This window comes from Clostridium kluyveri, assembly GCF_001902295.1.
GTDB classification, from domain to species: Bacteria; Bacillota; Clostridia; order Clostridiales; family Clostridiaceae; genus Clostridium_B; species Clostridium_B kluyveri_B.
The window spans coordinates 1,423,988-1,444,643 of sequence record NZ_CP018335.1; the positions used below are offsets into that span (position 1 = coordinate 1,423,988).

23 protein-coding genes and 2 pseudogenes are annotated in these 20,656 nt (G+C 30.5%); 17 read left to right on the forward strand and 8 right to left on the reverse strand.

Going from position 1 to position 20,656, the window contains the following annotated elements; all coding sequences use genetic code 11:
* The first annotated feature begins 18 nt into the window (after positions 1-18).
* From BS101_RS06950 to BS101_RS06990, 9 genes are all read left to right on the forward strand, one after another.
* Complete coding sequence (locus BS101_RS06950; RefSeq protein WP_242951420.1) at positions 19-1,947, forward strand: type II secretion system protein; 1,929 nt, start codon at positions 19-21, stop codon at positions 1,945-1,947.
* A gap of 57 nt (positions 1,948-2,004) precedes the next feature.
* Positions 2,005-2,316 carry a type II secretion system protein gene (locus tag BS101_RS06955; protein ID WP_073538164.1) on the forward strand — a complete coding sequence of 104 codons (312 nt, stop codon included), beginning with the start codon at positions 2,005-2,007 and terminating at the stop codon, positions 2,314-2,316.
* A 9-nt stretch (positions 2,317-2,325) separates the two neighbouring features.
* Positions 2,326-2,859: a PulJ/GspJ family protein gene (locus tag BS101_RS06960; protein ID WP_073538165.1), complete on the forward strand. Its 534-nt coding sequence runs from the start codon at positions 2,326-2,328 to the stop codon at positions 2,857-2,859.
* A 46-nt stretch (positions 2,860-2,905) separates the two neighbouring features.
* Positions 2,906-3,409 (forward strand): pilus assembly PilX N-terminal domain-containing protein, encoded by a 504-nt coding sequence (locus BS101_RS06965; RefSeq protein WP_073538166.1) that lies wholly within the window; start codon positions 2,906-2,908, stop codon positions 3,407-3,409.
* A 128-nt stretch (positions 3,410-3,537) separates the two neighbouring features.
* A complete protein-coding gene (locus BS101_RS06970; protein ID WP_073538167.1) occupies positions 3,538-4,407 on the forward strand; it encodes a radical SAM protein in 870 nt (289 codons plus the stop codon).
* A 304-nt stretch (positions 4,408-4,711) separates the two neighbouring features.
* Positions 4,712-5,074: a response regulator gene (locus tag BS101_RS06975; RefSeq protein WP_073538168.1), complete on the forward strand. Its 363-nt coding sequence runs from the start codon at positions 4,712-4,714 to the stop codon at positions 5,072-5,074.
* A gap of 23 nt (positions 5,075-5,097) precedes the next feature.
* The gene (locus BS101_RS06980) at positions 5,098-7,125 is read left to right on the forward strand and encodes a chemotaxis protein CheA (RefSeq protein WP_073538169.1); all 2,028 of its coding nucleotides are present in this window, start codon (positions 5,098-5,100) and stop codon (positions 7,123-7,125) included.
* Positions 7,126-7,171: 46 nt separating this feature from the next.
* Positions 7,172-7,666, forward strand: coding sequence for a chemotaxis protein CheW (locus BS101_RS06985; protein ID WP_073538170.1), 495 nt, complete (start codon positions 7,172-7,174; stop codon positions 7,664-7,666).
* Positions 7,667-7,684: 18 nt separating this feature from the next.
* A complete protein-coding gene (locus tag BS101_RS06990) occupies positions 7,685-9,232 on the forward strand; it encodes a methyl-accepting chemotaxis protein (RefSeq protein WP_073538171.1) in 1,548 nt (515 codons plus the stop codon).
* A 64-nt stretch (positions 9,233-9,296) separates the two neighbouring features.
* Here the strand turns inward: BS101_RS06990 and BS101_RS06995 are convergent, their stop codons facing one another.
* From BS101_RS06995 to BS101_RS07005, 3 genes are all read right to left on the reverse strand, one after another.
* On the reverse strand, positions 9,297-9,710 hold the full coding sequence (locus BS101_RS06995) for a universal stress protein (protein WP_073538172.1): 414 nt from the start codon (positions 9,708-9,710) through the stop codon (positions 9,297-9,299).
* Positions 9,711-9,812: 102 nt separating this feature from the next.
* On the reverse strand, positions 9,813-10,223 hold the full coding sequence (locus BS101_RS07000) for a universal stress protein (protein WP_073538173.1): 411 nt from the start codon (positions 10,221-10,223) through the stop codon (positions 9,813-9,815).
* A gap of 170 nt (positions 10,224-10,393) precedes the next feature.
* The gene (locus tag BS101_RS07005; protein ID WP_073538174.1) at positions 10,394-10,858 is read right to left on the reverse strand and encodes a DUF441 domain-containing protein; all 465 of its coding nucleotides are present in this window, start codon (positions 10,856-10,858) and stop codon (positions 10,394-10,396) included.
* Between the two features lie 344 nt (positions 10,859-11,202).
* On the opposite strand from BS101_RS07005, the gene BS101_RS07010 reads away from it, so the two are divergent.
* A complete protein-coding gene (locus BS101_RS07010) occupies positions 11,203-11,769 on the forward strand; it encodes a DUF3867 domain-containing protein (RefSeq protein WP_073538175.1) in 567 nt (188 codons plus the stop codon).
* A 287-nt stretch (positions 11,770-12,056) separates the two neighbouring features.
* Here the strand turns inward: BS101_RS07010 and BS101_RS07015 are convergent, their stop codons facing one another.
* A complete protein-coding gene (locus BS101_RS07015; protein ID WP_012101509.1) occupies positions 12,057-12,314 on the reverse strand; it encodes a TIGR04076 family protein in 258 nt (85 codons plus the stop codon).
* A gap of 446 nt (positions 12,315-12,760) precedes the next feature.
* Between BS101_RS07015 and BS101_RS07020 the strand changes: the two genes are divergently transcribed.
* Positions 12,761-13,894 (forward strand): hypothetical protein, encoded by a 1,134-nt coding sequence (locus tag BS101_RS07020; RefSeq protein WP_073538176.1) that lies wholly within the window; start codon positions 12,761-12,763, stop codon positions 13,892-13,894.
* Positions 13,895-13,939: 45 nt separating this feature from the next.
* On the opposite strand, the gene BS101_RS23725 is transcribed toward BS101_RS07020, so the two are convergent.
* On the reverse strand, positions 13,940-14,158 hold the full coding sequence (locus BS101_RS23725) for a hypothetical protein (protein ID WP_242951421.1): 219 nt from the start codon (positions 14,156-14,158) through the stop codon (positions 13,940-13,942).
* Here BS101_RS23725 and BS101_RS23730 point away from each other — a divergent pair.
* Positions 14,124-14,471 carry a hypothetical protein gene (locus tag BS101_RS23730; protein WP_242951422.1) on the forward strand — a complete coding sequence of 116 codons (348 nt, stop codon included), beginning with the start codon at positions 14,124-14,126 and terminating at the stop codon, positions 14,469-14,471. The genes BS101_RS23725 and BS101_RS23730 overlap by 35 nt on opposite strands.
* Before the next feature lie 265 nt (positions 14,472-14,736).
* On the opposite strand, the pseudogene BS101_RS23735 reads toward BS101_RS23730, so the two are convergent.
* From BS101_RS23735 to BS101_RS07035, 3 genes and pseudogenes are all read right to left on the reverse strand, one after another.
* Positions 14,737-14,838 (reverse strand): annotated as a pseudogene (locus tag BS101_RS23735) (LysR substrate-binding domain-containing protein); the annotation flags it as partial.
* A 3-nt stretch (positions 14,839-14,841) separates the two neighbouring features.
* Positions 14,842-16,416, reverse strand: a complete 1,575-nt coding sequence (locus BS101_RS07030; RefSeq protein WP_073538178.1) for a methyl-accepting chemotaxis protein — start codon at positions 16,414-16,416, stop codon at positions 14,842-14,844.
* Positions 16,417-16,812: 396 nt separating this feature from the next.
* The gene (locus tag BS101_RS07035; RefSeq protein WP_073538179.1) at positions 16,813-18,066 is read right to left on the reverse strand and encodes an IS110 family transposase; all 1,254 of its coding nucleotides are present in this window, start codon (positions 18,064-18,066) and stop codon (positions 16,813-16,815) included.
* 376 nt (positions 18,067-18,442) lie between these two features.
* On the opposite strand from BS101_RS07035, the gene BS101_RS07040 reads away from it, so the two are divergent.
* From BS101_RS07040 to BS101_RS24550, 5 genes and pseudogenes are all read left to right on the forward strand, one after another.
* Positions 18,443-18,766, forward strand: coding sequence for a DMT family transporter (locus BS101_RS07040; RefSeq protein ID WP_073538180.1), 324 nt, complete (start codon positions 18,443-18,445; stop codon positions 18,764-18,766).
* Positions 18,767-18,822: 56 nt separating this feature from the next.
* A complete protein-coding gene (locus BS101_RS07045) occupies positions 18,823-19,269 on the forward strand; it encodes a MarR family winged helix-turn-helix transcriptional regulator (protein ID WP_073538181.1) in 447 nt (148 codons plus the stop codon).
* A 96-nt stretch (positions 19,270-19,365) separates the two neighbouring features.
* Complete coding sequence (locus BS101_RS07050) at positions 19,366-19,542, forward strand: DUF6440 family protein (RefSeq protein WP_073538182.1); 177 nt, start codon at positions 19,366-19,368, stop codon at positions 19,540-19,542.
* Positions 19,543-19,834: 292 nt separating this feature from the next.
* On the forward strand, positions 19,835-20,464 hold the full coding sequence (locus BS101_RS07055) for a DUF4351 domain-containing protein (protein ID WP_198039572.1): 630 nt from the start codon (positions 19,835-19,837) through the stop codon (positions 20,462-20,464).
* Positions 20,465-20,537: 73 nt separating this feature from the next.
* A pseudogene (locus BS101_RS24550) lies at positions 20,538-20,600 on the forward strand (zinc-ribbon domain-containing protein); the annotation flags it as partial.
* Positions 20,601-20,656 lie beyond the last annotated feature (56 nt).

A 20,656-nucleotide genomic window follows, 5' to 3' on the forward strand; every position in this document is an offset into this window, starting at 1 on the left:
GTAAGGAGGATTAGTCAGGTGTGCAGAAAAAGAGGATTTACATTAATAGAAATTATGATAGTTATAGCAGTTATAGGCATACTTTCAATGGTTTTAGTGCCAAAAGTAGGGGCAATTAAACTGCAGTCAAAAAATAAAAGTGTATCTACCAATGCACTGCTTGTTAGGACTTATCTTGAAAATAGAGCTGGAAAGGACGGTATTTCCTATCATAAATCTATAGGTGAAAATAAAACTTCTGCAGAAGCTTTTGCTTCTCTTGTAAATAATGTGGCATCGGAGATGAGCTCAAAATTTTATGGCAGTAATGCACTTACCAACCCTTTTAATGGCAGCAGTTCCATTGTATATTCTCAAGGAAATGTGACAAACCGTTCTCATGTGGTTTCTTCAATTATTATATATTACTGTACAGATACTTTACCTTCAAGTAATGATGAAATAAGCGGCAGTACTATTTTACCCAAGGGGACAGACTTTGTGGGAAATGTGATAGCAGTAATTTATAGTACAGGTTATGTATTGTATGGTTTAGATGACAGTGGTGAAATAATTAATCCTCCATATATTATTAAGTTTCCTTCTGCATCTACCAGTAGTTCTGGTGGTGGAGGGTCTTCTGAAGGTGGTGGAGATGATTCAGGAAATACCATAGGAGATTTTTTTGGAGCTAACTGTCTTAATGTATTTGGAGACAGCAGTGACGAAATCAATTTAGGAAATGGCAGTACTAACATGAATATTACAGGTTCTGCGTACCTTCAGGGTAAGAAGGTTACTTTCCAGCAAAATACCACAGTTAATGGAGATTTGAATATATTGGGTGTAGGTTCTGGAAGTAGTGTTGTCACTGGAAATGGCGGTAACAATACAATAAAAGTTACAGGGCAAACTAATTTTCAAGCATATAATATGACATTTAAGAGTAATTTACAAACCTATAGCAATGTATCTATTTTAGGTACCAATAGTGTTACTTTTGATAATGCAAGTATTGATGCTGAGTTTAATAATGGAAATGTTCAAATACAAAGCAATAAAGATATAAATTTTTACAGCGGTGTTAATGCGGCAAACAGTAAATTTTATGCAGTAGCTGGTGGAAATAATTACTTTAATAATACCAGTGGCAATTTAACTTTAGATAATGAAAGCTCTGCATATATTCAATCTGGGGAAAATACACAATTTTACTACAAAGTAGATTCTACAGCTCCAGTAACGATGATTGCAGGAAATAATTTGGATTTTGGAAACAATGGCCAAAGTGTAAATATAAATGGTAAAACATATCTTAAAGCAGAAAATATTATCAGCATTTTAAGGAGTGTAACATTAGGATATACTTATATAGATGCCGATACTTTTAATTATGGATATGCACACATAAGGACATCTAGCTTAAGTACCTGTGTAAATAACTTTTCTCATGGAAATGGGGCAACATTAACTCCAGATTATACAGCAGTGTCAGAACGTAATCCTACTGTACCGGAAGCAGTTGCACCTAGTACATCTATTAGTGAGATAACCACTACCAGGCAAGTAAAAACACTTAAAAATACTAACTATACCAGTGGTTATGATACTACTACTTATCCAGGCATAGCTTTTTCTATAGTTAAGGGGTCGGATACCAATGCGTTAAAACAGGCACTGCAGGCTTCTAATGTTGATTCTAATATCTATAAATTTTTAATTATAGACGGGGATTGTACACTGGATTGGAATATAGGAAGTAATAACTTTAGCAATTTTATAATTTACTGTACAGGTACTATAAATTTGAATTATATTGATTTAAGTTTTAGTAATTCTACCATAATTACTAAAAATGCTAATATAAAACCAAGTTCAGCTTTTACAATAACACAGCCAAGCAGTACTCAATATACAGCAAGTATTAAAAATGAAATTAATGATATATGTGATCAATATCTCAATTAAGATATTGGTAAAAGTATAAGTAAGAATGATGGATAATTTTAAAGGCAGGTAGTTTAAATGAAGAGTACAGGTTTTACCTATATAGAAGTTATGATGGCTATTACCATATTTTTAGTACTGTCTGCTTTGGCAGTTAGACTTAATATTACAGCAAATAAAAATATGAATATGCAGATTCAAAAGCAAAATGTGATGATGGAGGCACAAAAGTGTCTGGAAGAGTATAAAAATAATCCAGAAAATTATCAAAATACAAATTCACAGCTTACTTTTAAAAAAAATCCTATTGAAAATGATCTTTTTGAAATTATAATAACTGATAATTCCAGCGGAGAAGAAATATTAAAATCATATTTTTTTGAAAAATAAGGTGAGAGCATGAAAAAAAAAGGATTTACTTTAATTGAATTGATGATAACCTTGACTATTTTTGCTATATTTTCAGTATATCTTTATCAAACTTTTTTTTCACAGATAAGACAATCTTTTAGTTTGAACAATAATATAGATGTTCAGTATAATGTAAATAAAGCTTTAAATATGCTTACGGATAATATAAGAAGCTATAGTTCAACTAATGAAACTAAAGTTTTAAAATCTTCAGATGGGAGTAAATCAATTTCCATAAATCAAAATGGAGGAATTCAGGTAAATAGTGTAAATGATAGTGGTAATATAGTTAATGTGCTTTCAAATTTCCCAGAGCCGAGTTCATCTCCTCCTGCTGATATACAATATGATAGTATTAATAAAACCTTATATTTTAAAAATGACAGTCAGAATAAGTGCTTTAATATAGATTCTGTTGATTTTTCAACTGAAAATAAAAATGGAATAATTGTAATTACAGTTTCCGTTTTAAAAGGAAATGTACACATTGAAAGTTCCACAGCTGTTAATGTAAAGAAATGAAGTATTTTTTATTTTTGTACTATACAGAGGGAAGAAGGGAAATATTATGAAAAAAAAAGGTTCTGCCCTTTTAATAGTTGTTATTATTATGATGATAGTTTTTACGTTAGCTGCATATATGGTGGATACCAGTATTAAAAGCAATAGGACAGCTTCAGATACACTAAATAGAACTAGAGAATATTATAGTGCCGAAGCAGGTGTTTATGATTGCATAAATGAGATTAACAAAAAAATTGATGGTAAAGAAGTTGATGAAAATATTGGAACCGATGGCAGTGCTTCAAATAAAATAACCTATAAGGATATTATAGAAGTTTATAAGGCCTCATTTCAATGTATAGAAAGGCCTAATTCTAATGGGGATAATGATTCACCAAAAAAATACACCTTTAAAATCACCTCTTCAGGTAATTATGCTTCTCAAGGCTGCGGTATAGTTGCACAGGTATCCATTTATTATAATATTAATAGTGTATCAAATGTATATGAGTATTCACGTTATACTATAGATAGCTGGAAAGTTTATAGTGCCTTAGATATTCAGTAGCAAGTTTAAGTTTTTCTGGTTCATATTATGTAACAATAGTGTTATAATTAGCAGTATAATTTCAGGTGTAGAGAATTATCAAATATTTAATTCAAATAATAATTTTGTAAAAAGGGAGGTAATTATATATGAGATATGAAGGCATTATCTATAGACCGCCTAGTGAAGCCTATAGCTTGATAATTCAGATTAGCGTGGGATGTGCACATAACAAGTGTACTTTTTGTAACATGTATAAGGCTAAAAAATTCAGAATAAAAAGTTTGGAAGAGGTATATGGGGATTTATATGAGGCAAGACAAATGTATGGACATGTAGAACGTATATTTTTGGCAGATGGAGATTCGCTTGTGCTGCCCACGGAAAAATTAACACAGATATTGCTTAAAATAAAAGAATTATTTCCAGAATGCAAAAGGGTATCTGCTTATGCCACACCTGGAGATATTTTAAGAAAATCTCCAGAGGAGCTTAAAGAATTAAAAGAATTGGGTATAGGTATATTTTACATGGGAATAGAAAGTGGAAGTGATTTAATATTAAAAGAAATACGAAAAGGAGTTACTTCAGAGGAAATAATAGAGGCAGGACAAAAGATTAAAAAAAGTGGTATCAAGATTTCTGTAACATTTATTTCAGGTATAGGTGGAAAGGATAAATGGCAGGAAAATGCCAGGGAATCTGCAAGGGTTATAACTGAAATTAATCCTGATTATGTAGGACTTTTAACTCTTATGGTGGAACCTGGAACAAAAATGTATGATGATATTAATAGTGAAAAGTTCAAACTTCTAAGTCCAGAGGAAATTATGCTAGAAACTAGAGAATTAATTAAGAATATTCATACCACCAATTGTGTTTTTAGAAGCAACCATGCATCAAATTATGTAGCTTTAAGTGGGACTTTATCTGAAGACAGTGAAAGGCTTATTGCTCTCATTGATGATGTTTTAAGTGGAAAATATGGATATAAGCCCGAGAAATTCAGAAGATTATAAGAAAAATATAATTTATAAAAATGATAAGAAGAGTCTAAAGTGCACTTTAAAGGGCAGGACTCTTATTTTTTATCTAAAATTTTATAGTATATGAGTAATTATTTAAAAAAATGAATATTTTTGTAAATGACTCTATATTTCTATAAATATTTATAAAAATGAAGGAAAAACGTGAGAGATGTAGAACATATATTATATTCACTATAAATAAATTTAATTTATTTTATAATTAAATTTATTTTTATCATAAAAATAAATATTTATGATAAATTAAATAGGAAAATGTAATATGAGGAGGAGTTTTATGAGAAAGATACTTATTGTTGATGACGCATCTTTTATGAGGATTTCTTTAAGGACTATGCTGCAGAAAAATGGTTTTGAAGTTGTGGGAGAAGCTGAAAATGGAATATCTGCAATTTTGAAATATAAACAGTTTAATCCCGATATTGTTACTTTAGATATTACAATGCCTGACATGGATGGTATTGAAGTACTTAAAGAAATTAAAAAATATGATAGTGAAGCAAAAATTGTAATGATAACTGCCATGGGACAAAAAACCATGGTGAAGAAATCTATATTAAGTGGTGCTAGGTCATTCATCGTTAAACCGTTTAAAGAAGAACAGTTAATTGAAACACTTAATAAAGTGATGTTCATTTAGATATTATTAAGAGGTAGAGAGTTATGACAAATAAATACTCAAATGATCCTATACTTGAATCCTATATATTTGAAACTTCTGATTTAATAAATAAGCTTGAAACTTTGGTGCTGGATAATGAAAATTCAAGTTGTTACTGCCAGGAATGTATTGATGAAATTTTTCGTATTGTACATACAATCAAAGGTTCTTCAGCTATGATGTCCTATGATTATATTTCAATGTTGGCTCACTCTATAGAAGATCTGTTATATTTTATCAGAGAGAATAATTCTGAATATCTGGATTATAAAGAATTATCTGATTTAATATTGAAATCTGTAGATTTTATAAAGGGAGAAATTGATAAAATAAAGGCAGGGAATGGAGTACAGGGTATATGTGATGACATGATAAATGAAAATATAAAGTTTCTTGAAAAGCTAAGTAAATGTGATTTACCTGAAGAAAATAAAATTGTAGATAGCCAGGAGGTAGATAAATCCGATATCGATAAGAAGGATACTCTATATAAAGCTGTAATATTCTTCGAAGACAGCTGCCAGATGGAAAATTTAAGAGCCTATACGGTAGTGGAAACTTTTAAAAAATTTTGCCATGAATTATATTATGTGCCTGAAGATATAATTGATAATGACAATACCTGTAGTTTAATACGTGAAGAAGGATTCAAACTATTTATAAAATGTGATAAATCTTATGATGAAGTGGAGGAAATCTTAAAGCATACGGTTTTCTTAAAAAGTGTTAAACTCATGAGAATGGAAGAACATGAAGAAGTTTATCCTGTTTCTAGGCCAAAAGAAAATGTGGATTTAAATGGACATGTTCCCTATCAGCCTTTACTAGGGAAACGAGAAAAAGTACAAGATAAATCAAATGTACAAAATTTTATAAATGTAAAGGTTGAAAAGCTTGATAAGCTTATGGATTTAGTAGAAGAAATGGTTATTGCAGAATCCATGGTAACTGAAAATCCAGATTTAAAAGGGCTAAAGTTGGATAATTTTCGAAAATCCGCAAGACAACTTCGTAAAATTACAAAAGAAATTCAAGATACAGTAATGTCTGTAAGGATGGTGCCCGTATATGGAATTTTTCATAAGATGAATCGCATAGTGCATGATATGAATAAAAAATTAAATAAGAAGGTTAAGTTAAAATTTATTGGAGAAGATACGGAAGTAGATAAAAATATAATAGAGCACATATCAGATCCTATTATGCATCTGGTGCGTAATTCAATTGATCATGGAATAGAATCTGCAGAATACAGAAGATCTCTAGGTAAAAGTGAAATAGGTACTATTATTTTAGAGGCAAAAAATCAGGATAATTATGTTGTGGTAATGATAAAAGATGATGGAGCAGGATTTAATAAAGAAAGAATTCTAAAAAAGGCGCATGAAAAAGGGCTTTTAAAAAAACCTGCAGATGAGATGAGTGATAAGGAAATTTATGATTTAATATTCATTCCAGGATTCTCTATAAAGGAAAATATAACAGAATTCAGTGGGCGTGGAGTGGGAATGGATGTAGTAATAAAAAACATTAAAGAGATTGGAGGAATAGTGACAGTTCAAAGTAAAGATAATGAAGGAACCCTCATAACCATAAAAATACCCAGTACCCTTGCTATTATAGATGGAATAAATGTGAGGGTAGGAGATTATTATTATACCATTCCTGTTACCATAATAACGAAATTTTTCAGACCAAAAGCTGATGACATTTTTCACATTGAAAAAGATGAAATGATAATGGTAAGAGAAAAATGCTGTCCTGTAATTCGTATACATAAATTATACGGAATTGAAACTAGTGTTAAAGAATTAGCAGATGGGATAATTGTCATGGCAGAGAATGAAGATAAGTTTGTGTGCATATTTGCAGATGAGTTATTGGGCCAACAACAGGTGGTGGTAAAACCTCTCCCTGATTATGTAAAAAAAATCAAAAATATAAAGGGTATATCCGGCTGTACAGTACTGGGGGATGGAAGTATGAGTTTAATACTTAACATAGGGGAATTGAATGGGAGTATCAGCTAATTTCCGCGTTTGAATAAAATAATTTGTAGTGAAGGGATCTGTAAATATGACTAAACCTGTATATGATATTTTTGTGGAAGATGGAGAAGATACCCAAAAGGATAAGTATCTTATATTTGCACTGGCAAATGAATTCTATGGTATAGATATTAAATATGTTATTGAAATAATAGGAATTCAATCTATAAGCAAGGTGCCAGAGTTACCTGAATATATAAAAGGTATAATAAATTTGAGAGGTAAGATTATACCGGTAATGGATGTAAGATTGAGATTTAAAGAGGAGTATAGGGAATACAATGATAGGACATGCATTATAGTGATAGAAATGGAGGATATAACCATAGGCCTAATTGTGGATAGTGTATTGGAAGTAGCGGATATATCTGATTCAGAGATTGTAGATCCGCCAGAAATAGGAAACCATAAAAATAGGTTTGTAAGAGGTATAGGAAAATCACAAAACAGCATAAGGCTGATTTTGAATTGCAATAAGTTATTAAGTGATGAAGAAATAGATGTTTTGTCAGATAATATTTAACATTAAAGGAGATAAGATATGAAGTGGTTTAATAATTTTAAAATAGGAATTAGGTTATTAACTGGTTTTGGTATGATGGTAATAATTATGCTTGTTATTGGTCTTGTGGGAATAAATGGTATAAGCAAGGTAAACGAGTTAGATACTGAGTTATATGAAAAGATGACAGTACCTTTGGGAGAATTAGTTACAATGACCAGCTCTTATAATAATATAAGAACTGCTTTAAGAGACGTGGTTTTATCAAAGGATGAGACTAACATTGTGAAATATTCAGATAATGTAAAGGTAAATAGTAATAACTTTGATGATGAATTAGAAGAATTTTCAAAAACGCTTATAACTGATCAGGGAAAACAAAAAATCCAAAATCTTAAGGAAAACAAATCTAAATATATGGACATAGCCAATAAAGTTATTGAATTATCGAAAAATAGTAAAAATGATGAAGCTGCCAATTTGATTTATAGCGAACTTACAAAAGTTCAAGAAAATATGGAAAGTGATTTAAAAGCTATTGCAAGTCTTAAGGAGAGTAATGCTAAAAGTTTTTCAGATAGCAATGGTCAAACTGCCCATACAGTAAAGATATTAGTTATAGTTTTAATGGCTATAGGGGTAATTGCTGCATTAGTGCTTGGAATATTTATATCATCATCTGTAAGTAAACCTATAACGGAAATTATGTATTCTGCAAATAAAATTGCAGAAGGAGATTTAAATATTGAGATCAAGGTTGATTCCAGGGATGAAATAGGAATACTTGAGAATAGTTTTAAAAAAATGGCGGCTCATCTAAATGAAGTTATAAAAAGTATTAATTCTGCGGCAGATCAGGTAGCCATGGGATCCAAACAGATAGCTGATTCAGGTATAGTTCTTTCTCAAGGGGCCTCTGAGCAAGCTAGTTCCATAGAACAGCTTACAGCCTCCTTAGAAGAAATTTCTTCAAGCACGAAATTTAATGCAGATAATTCAAATGAATCAAATAAACTTACAGAAGAAGTTAAAAACAGTGCAAATGAAGGAAGTTCACACATGAAAGAAATGCTCCAAAGTATGGATGAGATAAATGCGGCATCGGAAAATATACATAAAATCATAAAAGTTATAGATGAAATTGCATTTCAGACAAATATCTTGGCATTGAATGCAGCTGTAGAAGCTGCAAGGGCAGGGCAGTACGGAAAAGGTTTTGCAGTAGTGGCAGAAGAGGTAAGAAATTTGGCTGCCAAATCAGCAGATGCAGCAAAAGAAACCACTTCTATGATAGAAAATTCAATTAAAAAATCAGAAAGAGGTACTAAAATTGTACATGAAACGGCGGAAGCTTTTGATAAAATTGTAAAAGGTGTTATAAAAGTAGACAATATAGTAAGAGAAATAGCTTCTGCTTCCAGTGAACAAGCTGCAGGCATTGAGCAGATTAAAGGAGGGATAATGCAGGTATCAGAAGTAGTACAGCAAAATTCAACTGCATCCGAAGAAAGTGCTTCTGCCAGTGAAGAACTTTCAAATCAGGCAGAACTTATGAGAGAACAGGTTAAGAAGTTTAAAGTGAAATAAATTTAAAAATGTATGTGGGTCATAATACTTTAAAGGCTTATGACCCTGAAAACAAACATATACCTTATTCTGGAACGACAATAACTAATGTATCTGCATTTTTCAAGACCTTGTTAGTTACAGAACCAATAATTCTAGCCAGTCCCTTTTTATTGGATTTAGTCATAATTATTACATCGTAATTATCTAACTTTGATTTTAGTAATATTTTGTCAGGAGCAGAGCCAAAATCACTATATTTTTCTACTTCATAGCCTTGAAGCTTTTTCTCGGCTTTGTCCAATACTTCATCCATGTCTTTTTGAGCTTGCTCTATAGTAGAATTTGTTATAGTCATATCATTTGCCATGACGATCTCTCTGATAGTCATAAGGGTTATTGTTACTTTATCTTCCTTGAATAATTTTTTTAGCCAGTCAAGAGAGTGCATACTTCGATCAGTTCCGTCTAAAGGCACTAAAATTTTTTTCTTTGTCATGTAAAACACATCCTTTTCAATAATATGTTATATAAGAGTTCTTATATATTTATATCTACTGTGATATAAATATATTTCCTTATCAAAATTTTATAATTAAGTTTATTCTGGAATGATAGCAACTAATGTATCTGCATTTTTTATAATTTTGCTGGTTACAGAACCAATCATTCTATCTAAAGCTGTCTTTGTGGATCTTGTCATAACTATCATATCAAATTTATCCTGTTCTGCTTTTTTTAATATTTTATCATCAGCATATCCAAAAGTAAGGTATTTTTCTACTTCATAACCATCAAGCTCTTTTTCAGCCTTATCTAAAACTCTATGGCTTATTTGCTTTGCCCTGTACATTTTATCTTTTATCATGGTATCTTTTGCCATAAACATTTCTACAACATTCATGAGAGTCACTTGTATTTCATCTTTTTCAAATAATTTTTTTATCCAATCAAGAGAGTGCATACTTCGGTCAGTACCGTCTACTGGTATTAAAATTTTTCTTTTTGTCATGTGAAACACATCCTTTTCAATTATTTATTTTAAGTTTATAGCAATTGCAAACGTATGTCCATTATAACGTTTTCTATATAAAAGTATAATCCTTTCAATTTTATAATACAAGTAATTATCTTTATATTTTCAACAAAATGCTCTAGTATGAAATAATGATGTGGCTATATTTAAGAGCCTATTTTATTAAATAATTTCAAGCCTAAAGCAATCAATCCAGAGGTTATCATAGGGCCTACAGGAACACCACCTAAAAAAGCAGCGGCAATTACTGCTCCTAAAATTAAAGCAGGCATAATTTCACTGTGACCTTGAATAGTTAAGTAGTTCATACCAAGTCCACTTAAATAAGTTGTAAAAAGGGAAACCAAAAGAGCAAATACTCCAAGCCATGAGGTAAATACATTTCTAATGTTTATATAGCTTACATTTCCATCGGCAATAGGTATTAAAATGGATGCTATAAGTATTACTAAACCTAGAAATAATCCGTTTTCTTGTAAATAGGGAAATATAAATTTATCTGCATTTAAAAGCTTCAAGATCAAAAGAAAGCAGGTAGCTATTGCCACAGAATTAGCTCTCCCAAGTACAGAAGCAGTTAGTATTATTATTAATATAATAGTGGATTCCAAATTTAAATCATCTCCTTAATGGTAGTGGTCGGATAAACAGTTACATTTGAGAAAATATATGATTTTGAATATTTAAATATGACAATAACCAATATAGTTGACTTTAATTTTTTTATAAAGAATAATAATATATCTTTTACGTATAATTAAAATAAAGAAACTGTTGAATAAAATGATTAAAATAAAGATTGTGATGAAAATATCAAGTATATTTTACCTATGGCGTCTAATTTACGATAAAGCAGGAATTTTGCTGTGATTTATAGTATTATAGTATTGAAGGTATGAAGGTATGAAGGTATTCATAATTATGCCTTTATTATATTGTTAAGGAGGAATTTTTTATGGATGATGATAGGATTGTAGATTTTAATGTTCTTAAAAACAAAGCCAGAGAAAAAGATGTGGAGAAGTTTGAAGATTATGTATATGGACTCAGCTATGATATGTCTCAAGGTAAATTAACTATGGCCGATTTTTCTGAAAAGATTCAAAAGTATATGGAAAAAAATAATATATCTCATGAAAAGCTGTTTAACATTCAAAAAGAACTTATGAAAAGGTATGGATTTAACATAGAAGACATAGAAAAACAAATGAAGAGTATGGGAATTGACATATCATCTTTAGAAAAGGGAAATGATTATGAAACCATTAGAAAAACTTTGAGTTTTCAAGAAAAATATAAAAAAGACATAGGAAATGTACTAATGACTACATATACTATAAATAATTCTGTAAATAACTTATCCATATTCATAAGTGAAGAAAAAGTAATTTTGGAAAGTACTGGAAAAATAAATTTACAGGATACCGAGTTAAATGAATTTTTATGTTCTTATAAGAAAATACTGAAGGATAAAAAACTTATGATTTATTTATGTGAAAATATGGGGATATTTGAATATTAAATTATTCTTGTGTACATATAATAAAAAGTAAAAGGTTATATACGTAATAATTTTGAAAAAAGAGATAAAAAATGTCAAAATATTCTCTTGTTAAATACATAGATTAGATAACCAAGTGATTTTAAGGTTCAGCCATAAACTTTTCATGAAGAATGTTTTTCTATCTGAACCTTAGAAGACCTTAGTCAGTTAGATTTTATAGGTTATGTTGAAGCGTTTAATTTTGTATATTTATAGTAAGATTAATATATAAATTTATTTATTGAATTTTACTGTAGATATGCTAATTAAATTTTTTTAATTTGGAATATAACTTCATCACAGTAATCAGGACATTGAACTATAAGTTTTTCTCCAAAGCCCATCTGTTCAGGGGTAACACCTTTTCTAGCGGCAAATACAAAGGGAAAAAAAGATTGTAATGCCATTACACATATATTATCTGTATTTTCCATATCTATAAGTGCATTTTTTATAGATATCTTGTCCCCTTTTCTATAACAATTACATTTAGATTCTATAACTTCTATTACAACATGTTCCATAAAATAGTTCTCCCCTTAAATAAAAATTTATAATGGTGAATTTTTTATATTTTAATATAAAAAAATTATAAAATCAAGTGTTTTTTTGATATATTATTAATTAAATGAGAACAATATGAATAATATATCAATGAGAATATTAGAAGCATTTAATATACGTAAAATTATTATGTAGATTTAAGATGAATCTTAAAAATACGATAAAATATATAGAATTATTTATGGCGTATTTTAACATATTATATGCAATAATTCAAAAGCTAACAGGGAAGTGGCTTTAATATCTATCTAAGAGGCTATCACTTTTAATCTCCATAGTTTTTTGAAAGTGGAGAATATGCACTAATAGCCTCTTAGATAGGTTATTCTGAGATTCAGATGGACAAGGTTTTGGTAGTAAACTTTATCTGGATTTAAGAATGAATTAATAACAGGGAGGTAAAATTATGAAGATTCAAGATTCAAGTATTCAAATGTCTAGTCAACATAGTTTGGTAAAAGCTTATCAGAAAGTAGAGAATTTAAATGCATGGGAAGATTATGGGAGCAGCATGCCGCAGCAGCTTAAAGAGTTTACTGAAGACTTAGTAGATGGAGATAAACTAGAACTGTCAGATGAAGCACAGGACTTTATGGAAAAGGAAAAAGAATCTCTAAAAGGAATAGAGGGGTATGCGGAAAAAACTTTAGAGTTCAGCAGGGTAACTAATAGTATAGATATAGGCTGTGCAGTTACAACAGAAGGTGACTTGAAACTTAAAATTTTAGAAGATTTTTTAAGTGCGGTTTTTAAGAGGAAAATCAGACTTAAATCTGCTGCAGAATTGAACATTCAAATGCCAGAAAGCATTAAATTGAATTCACCTGTTAATTTTCAAAATTTAAGCACAAATTCTAATAGGGGCCCTCAGTTAGGTTGGGGCTTTCAGTATAATCTTAATGAATCCTATTTGGAAAAGGAGAAAACTTCTTTTAAATCTTCTGGTTTAATTCATACTGCAGATGGAAAAGAGATAAATTTTGACATAGAGCTCAATATGAGCAGATCTTTTTATACAGAGACCAATTTATCCCTTCAGGCAGGGGATAAACCAATTGATCCTTTGGTAATTAATTTTGATGGGAAGGCCGCAGAACTTAATTCTACGAAATTTAGTTTTGATTTAGATTCAGATGGGAAGGAAGATCAAATCTCTTCTTTAAAAAATGGAAGCGGATTTCTTTCGCTAGATTTAAATGGGGATGGAGTCATAAATGATGGAAGAGAATTATTTGGCCCTAATTCTGGAAATGGATTTGAGGATTTAGCCAAATATGACAGCGATCACAACAATTGGATTGATGAAAACGATGATATTTTTAATAAATTGAGAATATGGACTAAGGATGAAGAAGGGAATGATAAACTTTTTGCCCTAGGAGAAAAAGGCATAGGAGCCATTTATTTAGGGAATATAGGTACTGAATTTTCTATGAAAGATACTGAGAATAAGAGTTTAGCAGAAGTAAGAAACTCTGGAATTTTTGTAGGGGAAAATGGTACTGTGGGTACTGTTCAACAAATAGATTTTATAGTATAAGAATTTAAAATAAGGAAGTTATAAAAATTAACTTCCTTTATTGGTCTATTGGTCATCTATAACTTCTTTAGCAGCGTTACTAGTACTGTCTTGTAATTCATCGAATCTTCTCATAACCTCAGCACAGGTGTCTTTACAAATTTGTGGTAAATCGCTGTCAGTTGCTTTATTAAAGTCCAATCCTGCCTGTGAGAATCCTTTTTCTACGGCTTCTCTCATCTGTTGTAGTTTGTCTGAATTATCTCCTGCTATAAATTTTGCCATACTCATAATACGATCTGCTACTGCATTTATAGAATATGCTCCATCTTCAGATATTGCTTTTTGTGCATCCTCTGGAGTTGCTGCAAGTGGAGGATATGCATTTTCTACAGAACCAAATATTTTAGTAAGTAAATCTGTAGTCTCTTCTGATATACCGGTAATTTTGCTTCCAGTTGATCTTTCAGAGAGACTATTTTGGGCGTTTATGGTATCACTTATAAATTTTTTTATAAGTTCTGCTTTAAAGTTATCCTGTTCTTCTTTTAAAGCTGTAATTTCTTCTGTGAAGAGTTTCTTTTTTGTAGGTTTATAGGTTGATTTTTCTGCATCTTCTTCTGTAGATTTGATAAATGTATCAGTTCCTAAGTTCTGTTTTTCTACTTCAGTCTTTGAAGTGTTATCGCTTAGTCTATCCCTGTCGTATGATTTTTTTATATTGTTTTTAGCAGCATAATTTAAATCATTAAGTCCTTTATTTGCAGTTCCAATGGCATTAATATCTATAAGTATTACCTCCTCTTTTAAATTTAAAATACTATAATATTTATCGTTTAATTAATATGTAGGCTTGATTATTATATTTGATAAGGGTTTCTTGTAAGAACCAATTCAGATAATATACTTATACCTAACCCATTTTCCACCATGGACATTATAGTATAGTCATCTTTAGCACTATATTTTTAAGGTGTAAGAATTAACTTTCCTGCAAATTTCTTATATTCAATATGATCCTTAGAGGCATTTAATGCCAAAAGATTTGTCTGAGAGGCAATCTGCAATATGGAATCAGACAGAGCATCTATTTTTTCAATCTCTTTTGATTGGTTAATTGCGTTTCTAAGCTTCTCATTTACATGTGAACTGGTTTGGGCTGCAGTTTTCTGTGATTCATAAGCACTATTGCAAAGAACTTCCGCCTTTTTTCTGATTTCTACAGCAGAAGTTGCGCACTCCTGAGCCCTTCTTGAAATTGAACCAATAGTGCCTTCCACATTATCGGATACTTGATTCATTTGATGGGTTGAAGCTGCTGTTTGCTCCATGCCTGCCGACATCTGCTCGGTGGTGGCCGAAACATCTTCAATTCTCTCATTTAACTTATCCATATTGTCTTCTACGATATATATATTTTGTTTAACTAAATTAGATTCCTTTACAATGATACCAATCAATGCCCCAAGTGATTTCTGCATTTTATTAAAGTTAATTGCAAGCTGTCCTATTTCATCTTTATGATTTTCATTAATCGTTTCACTTAAATTTCCGCCTCCGGCTGCAATTTTACCTATTTTTGAAGCAATTCTGTTAATTCTCAAGAAAAAGTTATTTAACAATATAATGATCAATATACTGATACATAGAATAAAGGCAAATGTTATACCAATTGCCATCAAAGCCATGTTATTCAAAACACTTGTATATTCCCTTACAGGTACATCAAGGATCATAAACCAATTCGTATCGGGCACGGCCTCAGAAAAAATTATCCTTTCTTCACCGTCAATCTTGATTGTCTGTTTTCCATTTTTTAAAGCAACAAGGTTTTTAATAACATTATTATATACTGGATTTCCATCCTTAAGCATATTATATTTTAAAATCATTTTTTTATCTGGATGATGAAGAACCAAACCGTCTTTATCAATAATAAATACCTTGTCATTTTTCCCTAAATGGAACTTAGTATTTGCCTCAAATACCGTATTTATTGAGCTTGCACCACTTACCAATCCTATAATTTTACCATTTTCATCTGTAACGGGAACTTCAGCCGTAATAATAAAACGTGATGAATCCGCCTTGTCAACAAAAGGATTTGAAATAAAGCTTGTCCCCTTCATTATCTTAGGAAAGGATTCTTCAGTATGTATGTCAACGGAAAAATTACCTCCTTTTCCATCTTGCAGCATCAGATTTCCGTTGGAATCAGAAATACCTATTGTTGTGTATTCATTTTGCAGTCTTTTCTGCTCCCCATTAAGATAAGGCATGGCGATCTGGGGATTCATGGATTTTACTTCTTTTGTGTTTGAAATAATTGTCACTTCAGCAAGCCTTGTTTGTACCCACGATGATAATTGCTGTGCATTGATTTTAACAGTCTGGGAGGCACTTTTATCCATTGTATTTAGGAGCTCCTGTTTTGCCTTTATATAATTTAGCCATGTAATAGAACCTGAACTTAAAAAAACTAAACTGAGAACTATAATTACTGATTTCACACGAAGCGAATTCTTGAATTTAATTCTATTCATGCGTTTTCCCACCTACCTCAATAAATTTTAATTTATCTTTTATTTACTTCTATTTTCATAGAATTTCATTATTTATAAACAAGTGGTTAAATTTAAATATGTGAGTATATTGAATATATAGGTAATACTGGATGGAGAAGGTTGAACGTGTGCATAAGAGTGTAAGTGATATTCCAATATTTTGAAGGAAACACACCTATATAGCTCTAATGCTTACCCTACCATGTCTCACGGAGTACATATCTATGTCTCTACATTCCTTCGTTCTGCATTTTAGAGCAGGTGCTAGCATTAATCCTCGTATACTGGGTCAATTAAGCCCTTATGGGGGTTTGAACGCGCTTTACCTTACTCTTAAAGAACTATAAATTTCAATATACCTATGCATATATTAAATTAAGCTGCTTGTTGATAACTTGTCAACCCATGAACTTTGTCATGTGTATATGTTGTTTTTTTCTTGCATAAAGTGTACATAACTTTTATAAGTCTTACACTTAGTGCAACTATTGCTTGTTTTCCGGTTAATTGATTTTCCTGTCTTTTCGTTAAATGGGTATATATTTCTTTAAATGCAGCATTCTTAGCTACCATAACAGTTGCTGCCTGATATAGAATATTTCTTAAATTTGAACGACCTCTTTTACTAATTTTAGTTTTACCTTTTTTCATGCCAGAGCTGGTTTCTTTCAAGTTAAGTCCTGCCACTTTCTGTATTTGCTTATAGCTGTCATATTTTGATATGTCTCCAATTTCAGCTAGAAAACCCGCAGCTGTTACTATGCCTACACCTTTTATGCTAAGTAAATATTCTGAATAACCTGTCTGCAAAAGATATTCTTCCATGAGCTTTTCCACATCATCTAGTTCCTTTTGTAAAGCTTCTAATTGCCTTAAAATAAGCCTTAATCTATATCTGGCCCCTTCAAGCCCTACAGGCACTCCTATTGAAGTTTTAGCTGCATTAAAAACCAGCTCTGCTTTCTTAAATCCAACACGATTATGTGTAGCATCTAGAAGCTTTTGAGTAAGCTCAGAAACTCCTATATTCACTATATCTTGTGGGAAAGGACATGTTTTCAGTATACATAAAGCGGACTTTCCTAAGATATCTGAAAACATCTTTTTAAATTCTGGAAAGTATTCATCTAATAGCGCTATTAGTCTTACTTTTTCTGAGATAAACTGTTTTTTTAGCTCTTGCCTATTGTTGCTGCATAATCGAAGATTTACGTAGAGTTCTTCCTCAAACATGCAGTTTAGGTATTGACCTTGATATATAAGTTTAGAAATAATCTTGGCATCTTTTTTGTCATTCTTAGTTGGACTATTATCTTCAAGCTCCTTAATTTTATTAACATGATATGGATTGACCAAGCATAGCTCTATCCCTTGACTTTTTAAGTAGTAAGCAAGACTCTTCCAATAGTGACCTGTTGGCTCCATTCCTACTAATACATAATCTAAGTTATATTTCGCCTTTAATTGTCTGATTGAATCTAATAGACATTCGAAAGATTCTCTGGTATTCTTTATAAGGAACGGCTTTTTTATATATTCACCATTTACTACAAATTGACCATAGTGATTTTCCTTTGCTATGTCTATCCCTAATATTAATGTGTTAGGAACTATAATTCGATTATTCATATTGTTTTCCTCCTGATATAGATTGTTGTTGTCTTCTTGCAAGTGACACAATATATTTATATCAGGTTTTTTTATTTCATTCAAAGTCTAAAACTCTTTATTACAGGAATACTTGTATAAAATTTTAGAGTTTATTTATGCTTAAGAAATTAAATTATTATTTGAAGACAGAATACACTGCTATTATTTGATGCCTATTAATTATTTGTAAAGTTTATGTTATTAGCTTGTTGAACTACAGCATTAAGAAACTGTGATAGTCAGGCCAAATTCAACAGAGGCACTCGCCTTGGAAAATGTTGACTAAAGTATGGTTTTTTAGTATAATAATATTAGTCCAATATCAGACTAATATTATTTAGAAGAGGTTTTTACTATGGAATGGGTTTATTTAATTTTAGCTATTATTCTTGAAACCTTAGGAACTACTTTTATGAAGAATTCTGAAGGATTTACAAAATTACTACCAGCACTAGGAACACTTTTAACATATGGGTTATGCTTTATTTTTCTATCAATGTCATTAAAGAAGATACCTGTTAGTGTAGCATATGCTGTATGGGGAGCAGCAGGAATTACTATTATATCAGTGATAGGAATTTTTGTTTTTAAAGAAAGTGTCAGTGTGTTAAAAATGGTATCTATACTTTTTATTGTATTAGGGGTCATAGGACTAAATTTCAGTGGTGTTAGTCACTAACTTCTTTTATAATTAGGGTAGTATTATTTTATAATTGAAGGAAGAGTGTACAAGACATGAGTGAAGAAAAGGAATTTACTGAACTATTATATGTTTATTATCGATCTTGGTTTAAAATTAATGATATTTATCGTGTTTGGTCGAGGAGACATGAAATTCAAGATACAACCTTGTTTACTTTGTATGTAATAAATAAAAGTTCCCCTTATTGTACTCAAAATGAAATTCGAGATAAATTGAGTTTGCCGAAACAAACAGTCTCGTTAATACTATCTGGACTTGAGAAAAAAGGATATATCTTGAGAGAATTGAACCCTAAAGATCGTAGGAACAAAATTGTTAGATTTACGGATAAGGGAAGTCAATATGCAAGCAGTATACTTGAAAAACTTAAATTAGCAGAAGTAGAGGCTTTTGGGAATATGTCACCAGAACAAAGAAGAATTATGGTAGAGAACCTTTGTTTGTTATCTAATCTATTGGATAAAAGTCTTTCTAAATAATGTGACATTAATTAAATGGAAAATCATTATTTGAAAATTGAATAATACGGTGTATTATATAATTAAGAATTATCCATTTAGAAAAGTGGTGATAATATGAAAGATAAACGTTTTGAGACTGTATTTAACCAAGGGGTCATGGAAGGCTATAGGATAATAGTCGACAGAGAAACTGGAGTAAACTATTTATATGTTAGCAATGGAAGTTCTGGAGGGTTGACTGTATTGCTCGATTCAGAAGGAAAACCGGTTATAACAAAGAAACAAATTTAAAGTATAAAACACTGTATTATTCAAAGGAATTTTACGGTGTTTTTTATATTTGTAATATGAATTTTATGTGAATTAGTTAGATAATAACGAAATATATAATAACTTATACTCTGCAGGCTTTAATGGCATTTTTTATATAAAAGTATTAAACATATTAATATGGTTTATGAAAATATATTAATTGCAAACGCTAAATAAGTTACTCACAGAGGCATTATGGAAATGGTATTGGATGTTGAGGTACTATACTTATATTAAATGGCACAATGATTTACCAATATATCAGGTACTTATGGTACTAAAGAAACCAGAAAATGTTAGGAATATTAAAGGAAGTTTTGAAAGTACAGTACAGGGTTTAGAAGTGATGAAATACAACTATAAAGTTATAAAAGCCTATGAGATAGATAAAAATGAAATACTAAGTCAAAAGAATATAGTATTATATCCACTCAGGGTATTTATGAATCATGATGGAGAAACTGAAGAAGAGCATATATTGGAATGTTTAACAGCGGTAGAAGGATTAAAAGATGCGGATTATTATTTTCTTCTGGTAGAATGTTTGAAAAAGCTTTATCAAAAGAGTGAGTATGAAAAATTTGTAAAGGAGGAGATTTATATGTCATCGGCATTATATAAAGAGCCTTATGAAAAAGGTAAAGAAGAAGGACTACAGGAAGGATTAAGAGAGGGATTAAGAGAAGGCGAATTAAAGGGTGAAACAAAAACTCTTGCAAGGACTGCAGTAAAGCTCTTAATTAAGAAATTTGGTATAATACCAGATGATTTAAAACAGAGTATGCAAAAATTAGATGTGCCAACATTAGAAATTATAATTGATAATATTTTAGAATATGAAAATTTAGAACAGGTAAAAAAGTATATTCATCAGGCTGTAAATATTAAACAGAGGTTATAATTGTGGAGTTATACAAAATAAAGAAAATATATTTTTCAGTTATTATGGCACGAAAATAAATGAATAGTGCAATTCTTGTGGCAATATTGTAAATAAAGATGAAAATTACTGTAGTAAATGCGGTAAAAAATTATAAGAAAGAATCAGGCTTTGCAACCTGACTCTTTTTTTTACGTGTAATAGATGGATATG

Excerpts from the sequence above, each read along its gene's own strand:
- BS101_RS07050 (WP_073538182.1), top strand. The coding sequence starts at position 19,366 with ATGAAAGATAAACGTTTTGAGACTGTATTTAACCAAGGGGTCATGGAA.
- BS101_RS06960 (WP_073538165.1), top strand. The coding sequence starts at position 2,326 with ATGAAAAAAAAAGGATTTACTTTAATTGAATTGATGATAACCTTGACT.
- BS101_RS07030 (WP_073538178.1), bottom strand. The coding sequence starts at position 16,416 with ATGAATAGAATTAAATTCAAGAATTCGCTTCGTGTGAAATCAGTAATT.
- BS101_RS07015 (WP_012101509.1), bottom strand. The coding sequence starts at position 12,314 with ATGGAACATGTTGTAATAGAAGTTATAGAATCTAAATGTAATTGTTAT.
- BS101_RS06975 (WP_073538168.1), top strand. The coding sequence starts at position 4,712 with ATGAGAAAGATACTTATTGTTGATGACGCATCTTTTATGAGGATTTCT.
- BS101_RS06965 (WP_073538166.1), top strand. The coding sequence starts at position 2,906 with ATGAAAAAAAAAGGTTCTGCCCTTTTAATAGTTGTTATTATTATGATG.
- BS101_RS07020 (WP_073538176.1), top strand. The coding sequence starts at position 12,761 with ATGAAGATTCAAGATTCAAGTATTCAAATGTCTAGTCAACATAGTTTG.
- BS101_RS07000 (WP_073538173.1), bottom strand. The coding sequence starts at position 10,223 with ATGACAAAAAGAAAAATTTTAATACCAGTAGACGGTACTGACCGAAGT.
- BS101_RS06980 (WP_073538169.1), top strand. The coding sequence starts at position 5,098 with ATGACAAATAAATACTCAAATGATCCTATACTTGAATCCTATATATTT.
- BS101_RS06995 (WP_073538172.1), bottom strand. The coding sequence starts at position 9,710 with ATGACAAAGAAAAAAATTTTAGTGCCTTTAGACGGAACTGATCGAAGT.
- BS101_RS06955 (WP_073538164.1), top strand. The coding sequence starts at position 2,005 with ATGAAGAGTACAGGTTTTACCTATATAGAAGTTATGATGGCTATTACC.
- BS101_RS06985 (WP_073538170.1), top strand. The coding sequence starts at position 7,172 with ATGACTAAACCTGTATATGATATTTTTGTGGAAGATGGAGAAGATACC.
- BS101_RS06970 (WP_073538167.1), top strand. The coding sequence starts at position 3,538 with ATGAGATATGAAGGCATTATCTATAGACCGCCTAGTGAAGCCTATAGC.
- BS101_RS07055 (WP_198039572.1), top strand. The coding sequence starts at position 19,835 with ATGGTACTAAAGAAACCAGAAAATGTTAGGAATATTAAAGGAAGTTTT.
- BS101_RS06990 (WP_073538171.1), top strand. The coding sequence starts at position 7,685 with ATGAAGTGGTTTAATAATTTTAAAATAGGAATTAGGTTATTAACTGGT.
- BS101_RS07045 (WP_073538181.1), top strand. The coding sequence starts at position 18,823 with ATGAGTGAAGAAAAGGAATTTACTGAACTATTATATGTTTATTATCGA.
- BS101_RS07040 (WP_073538180.1), top strand. The coding sequence starts at position 18,443 with ATGGAATGGGTTTATTTAATTTTAGCTATTATTCTTGAAACCTTAGGA.
- BS101_RS23725 (WP_242951421.1), bottom strand. The coding sequence starts at position 14,158 with ATGGCAAAATTTATAGCAGGAGATAATTCAGACAAACTACAACAGATG.
- BS101_RS07035 (WP_073538179.1), bottom strand. The coding sequence starts at position 18,066 with ATGAATAATCGAATTATAGTTCCTAACACATTAATATTAGGGATAGAC.
- BS101_RS07010 (WP_073538175.1), top strand. The coding sequence starts at position 11,203 with ATGGATGATGATAGGATTGTAGATTTTAATGTTCTTAAAAACAAAGCC.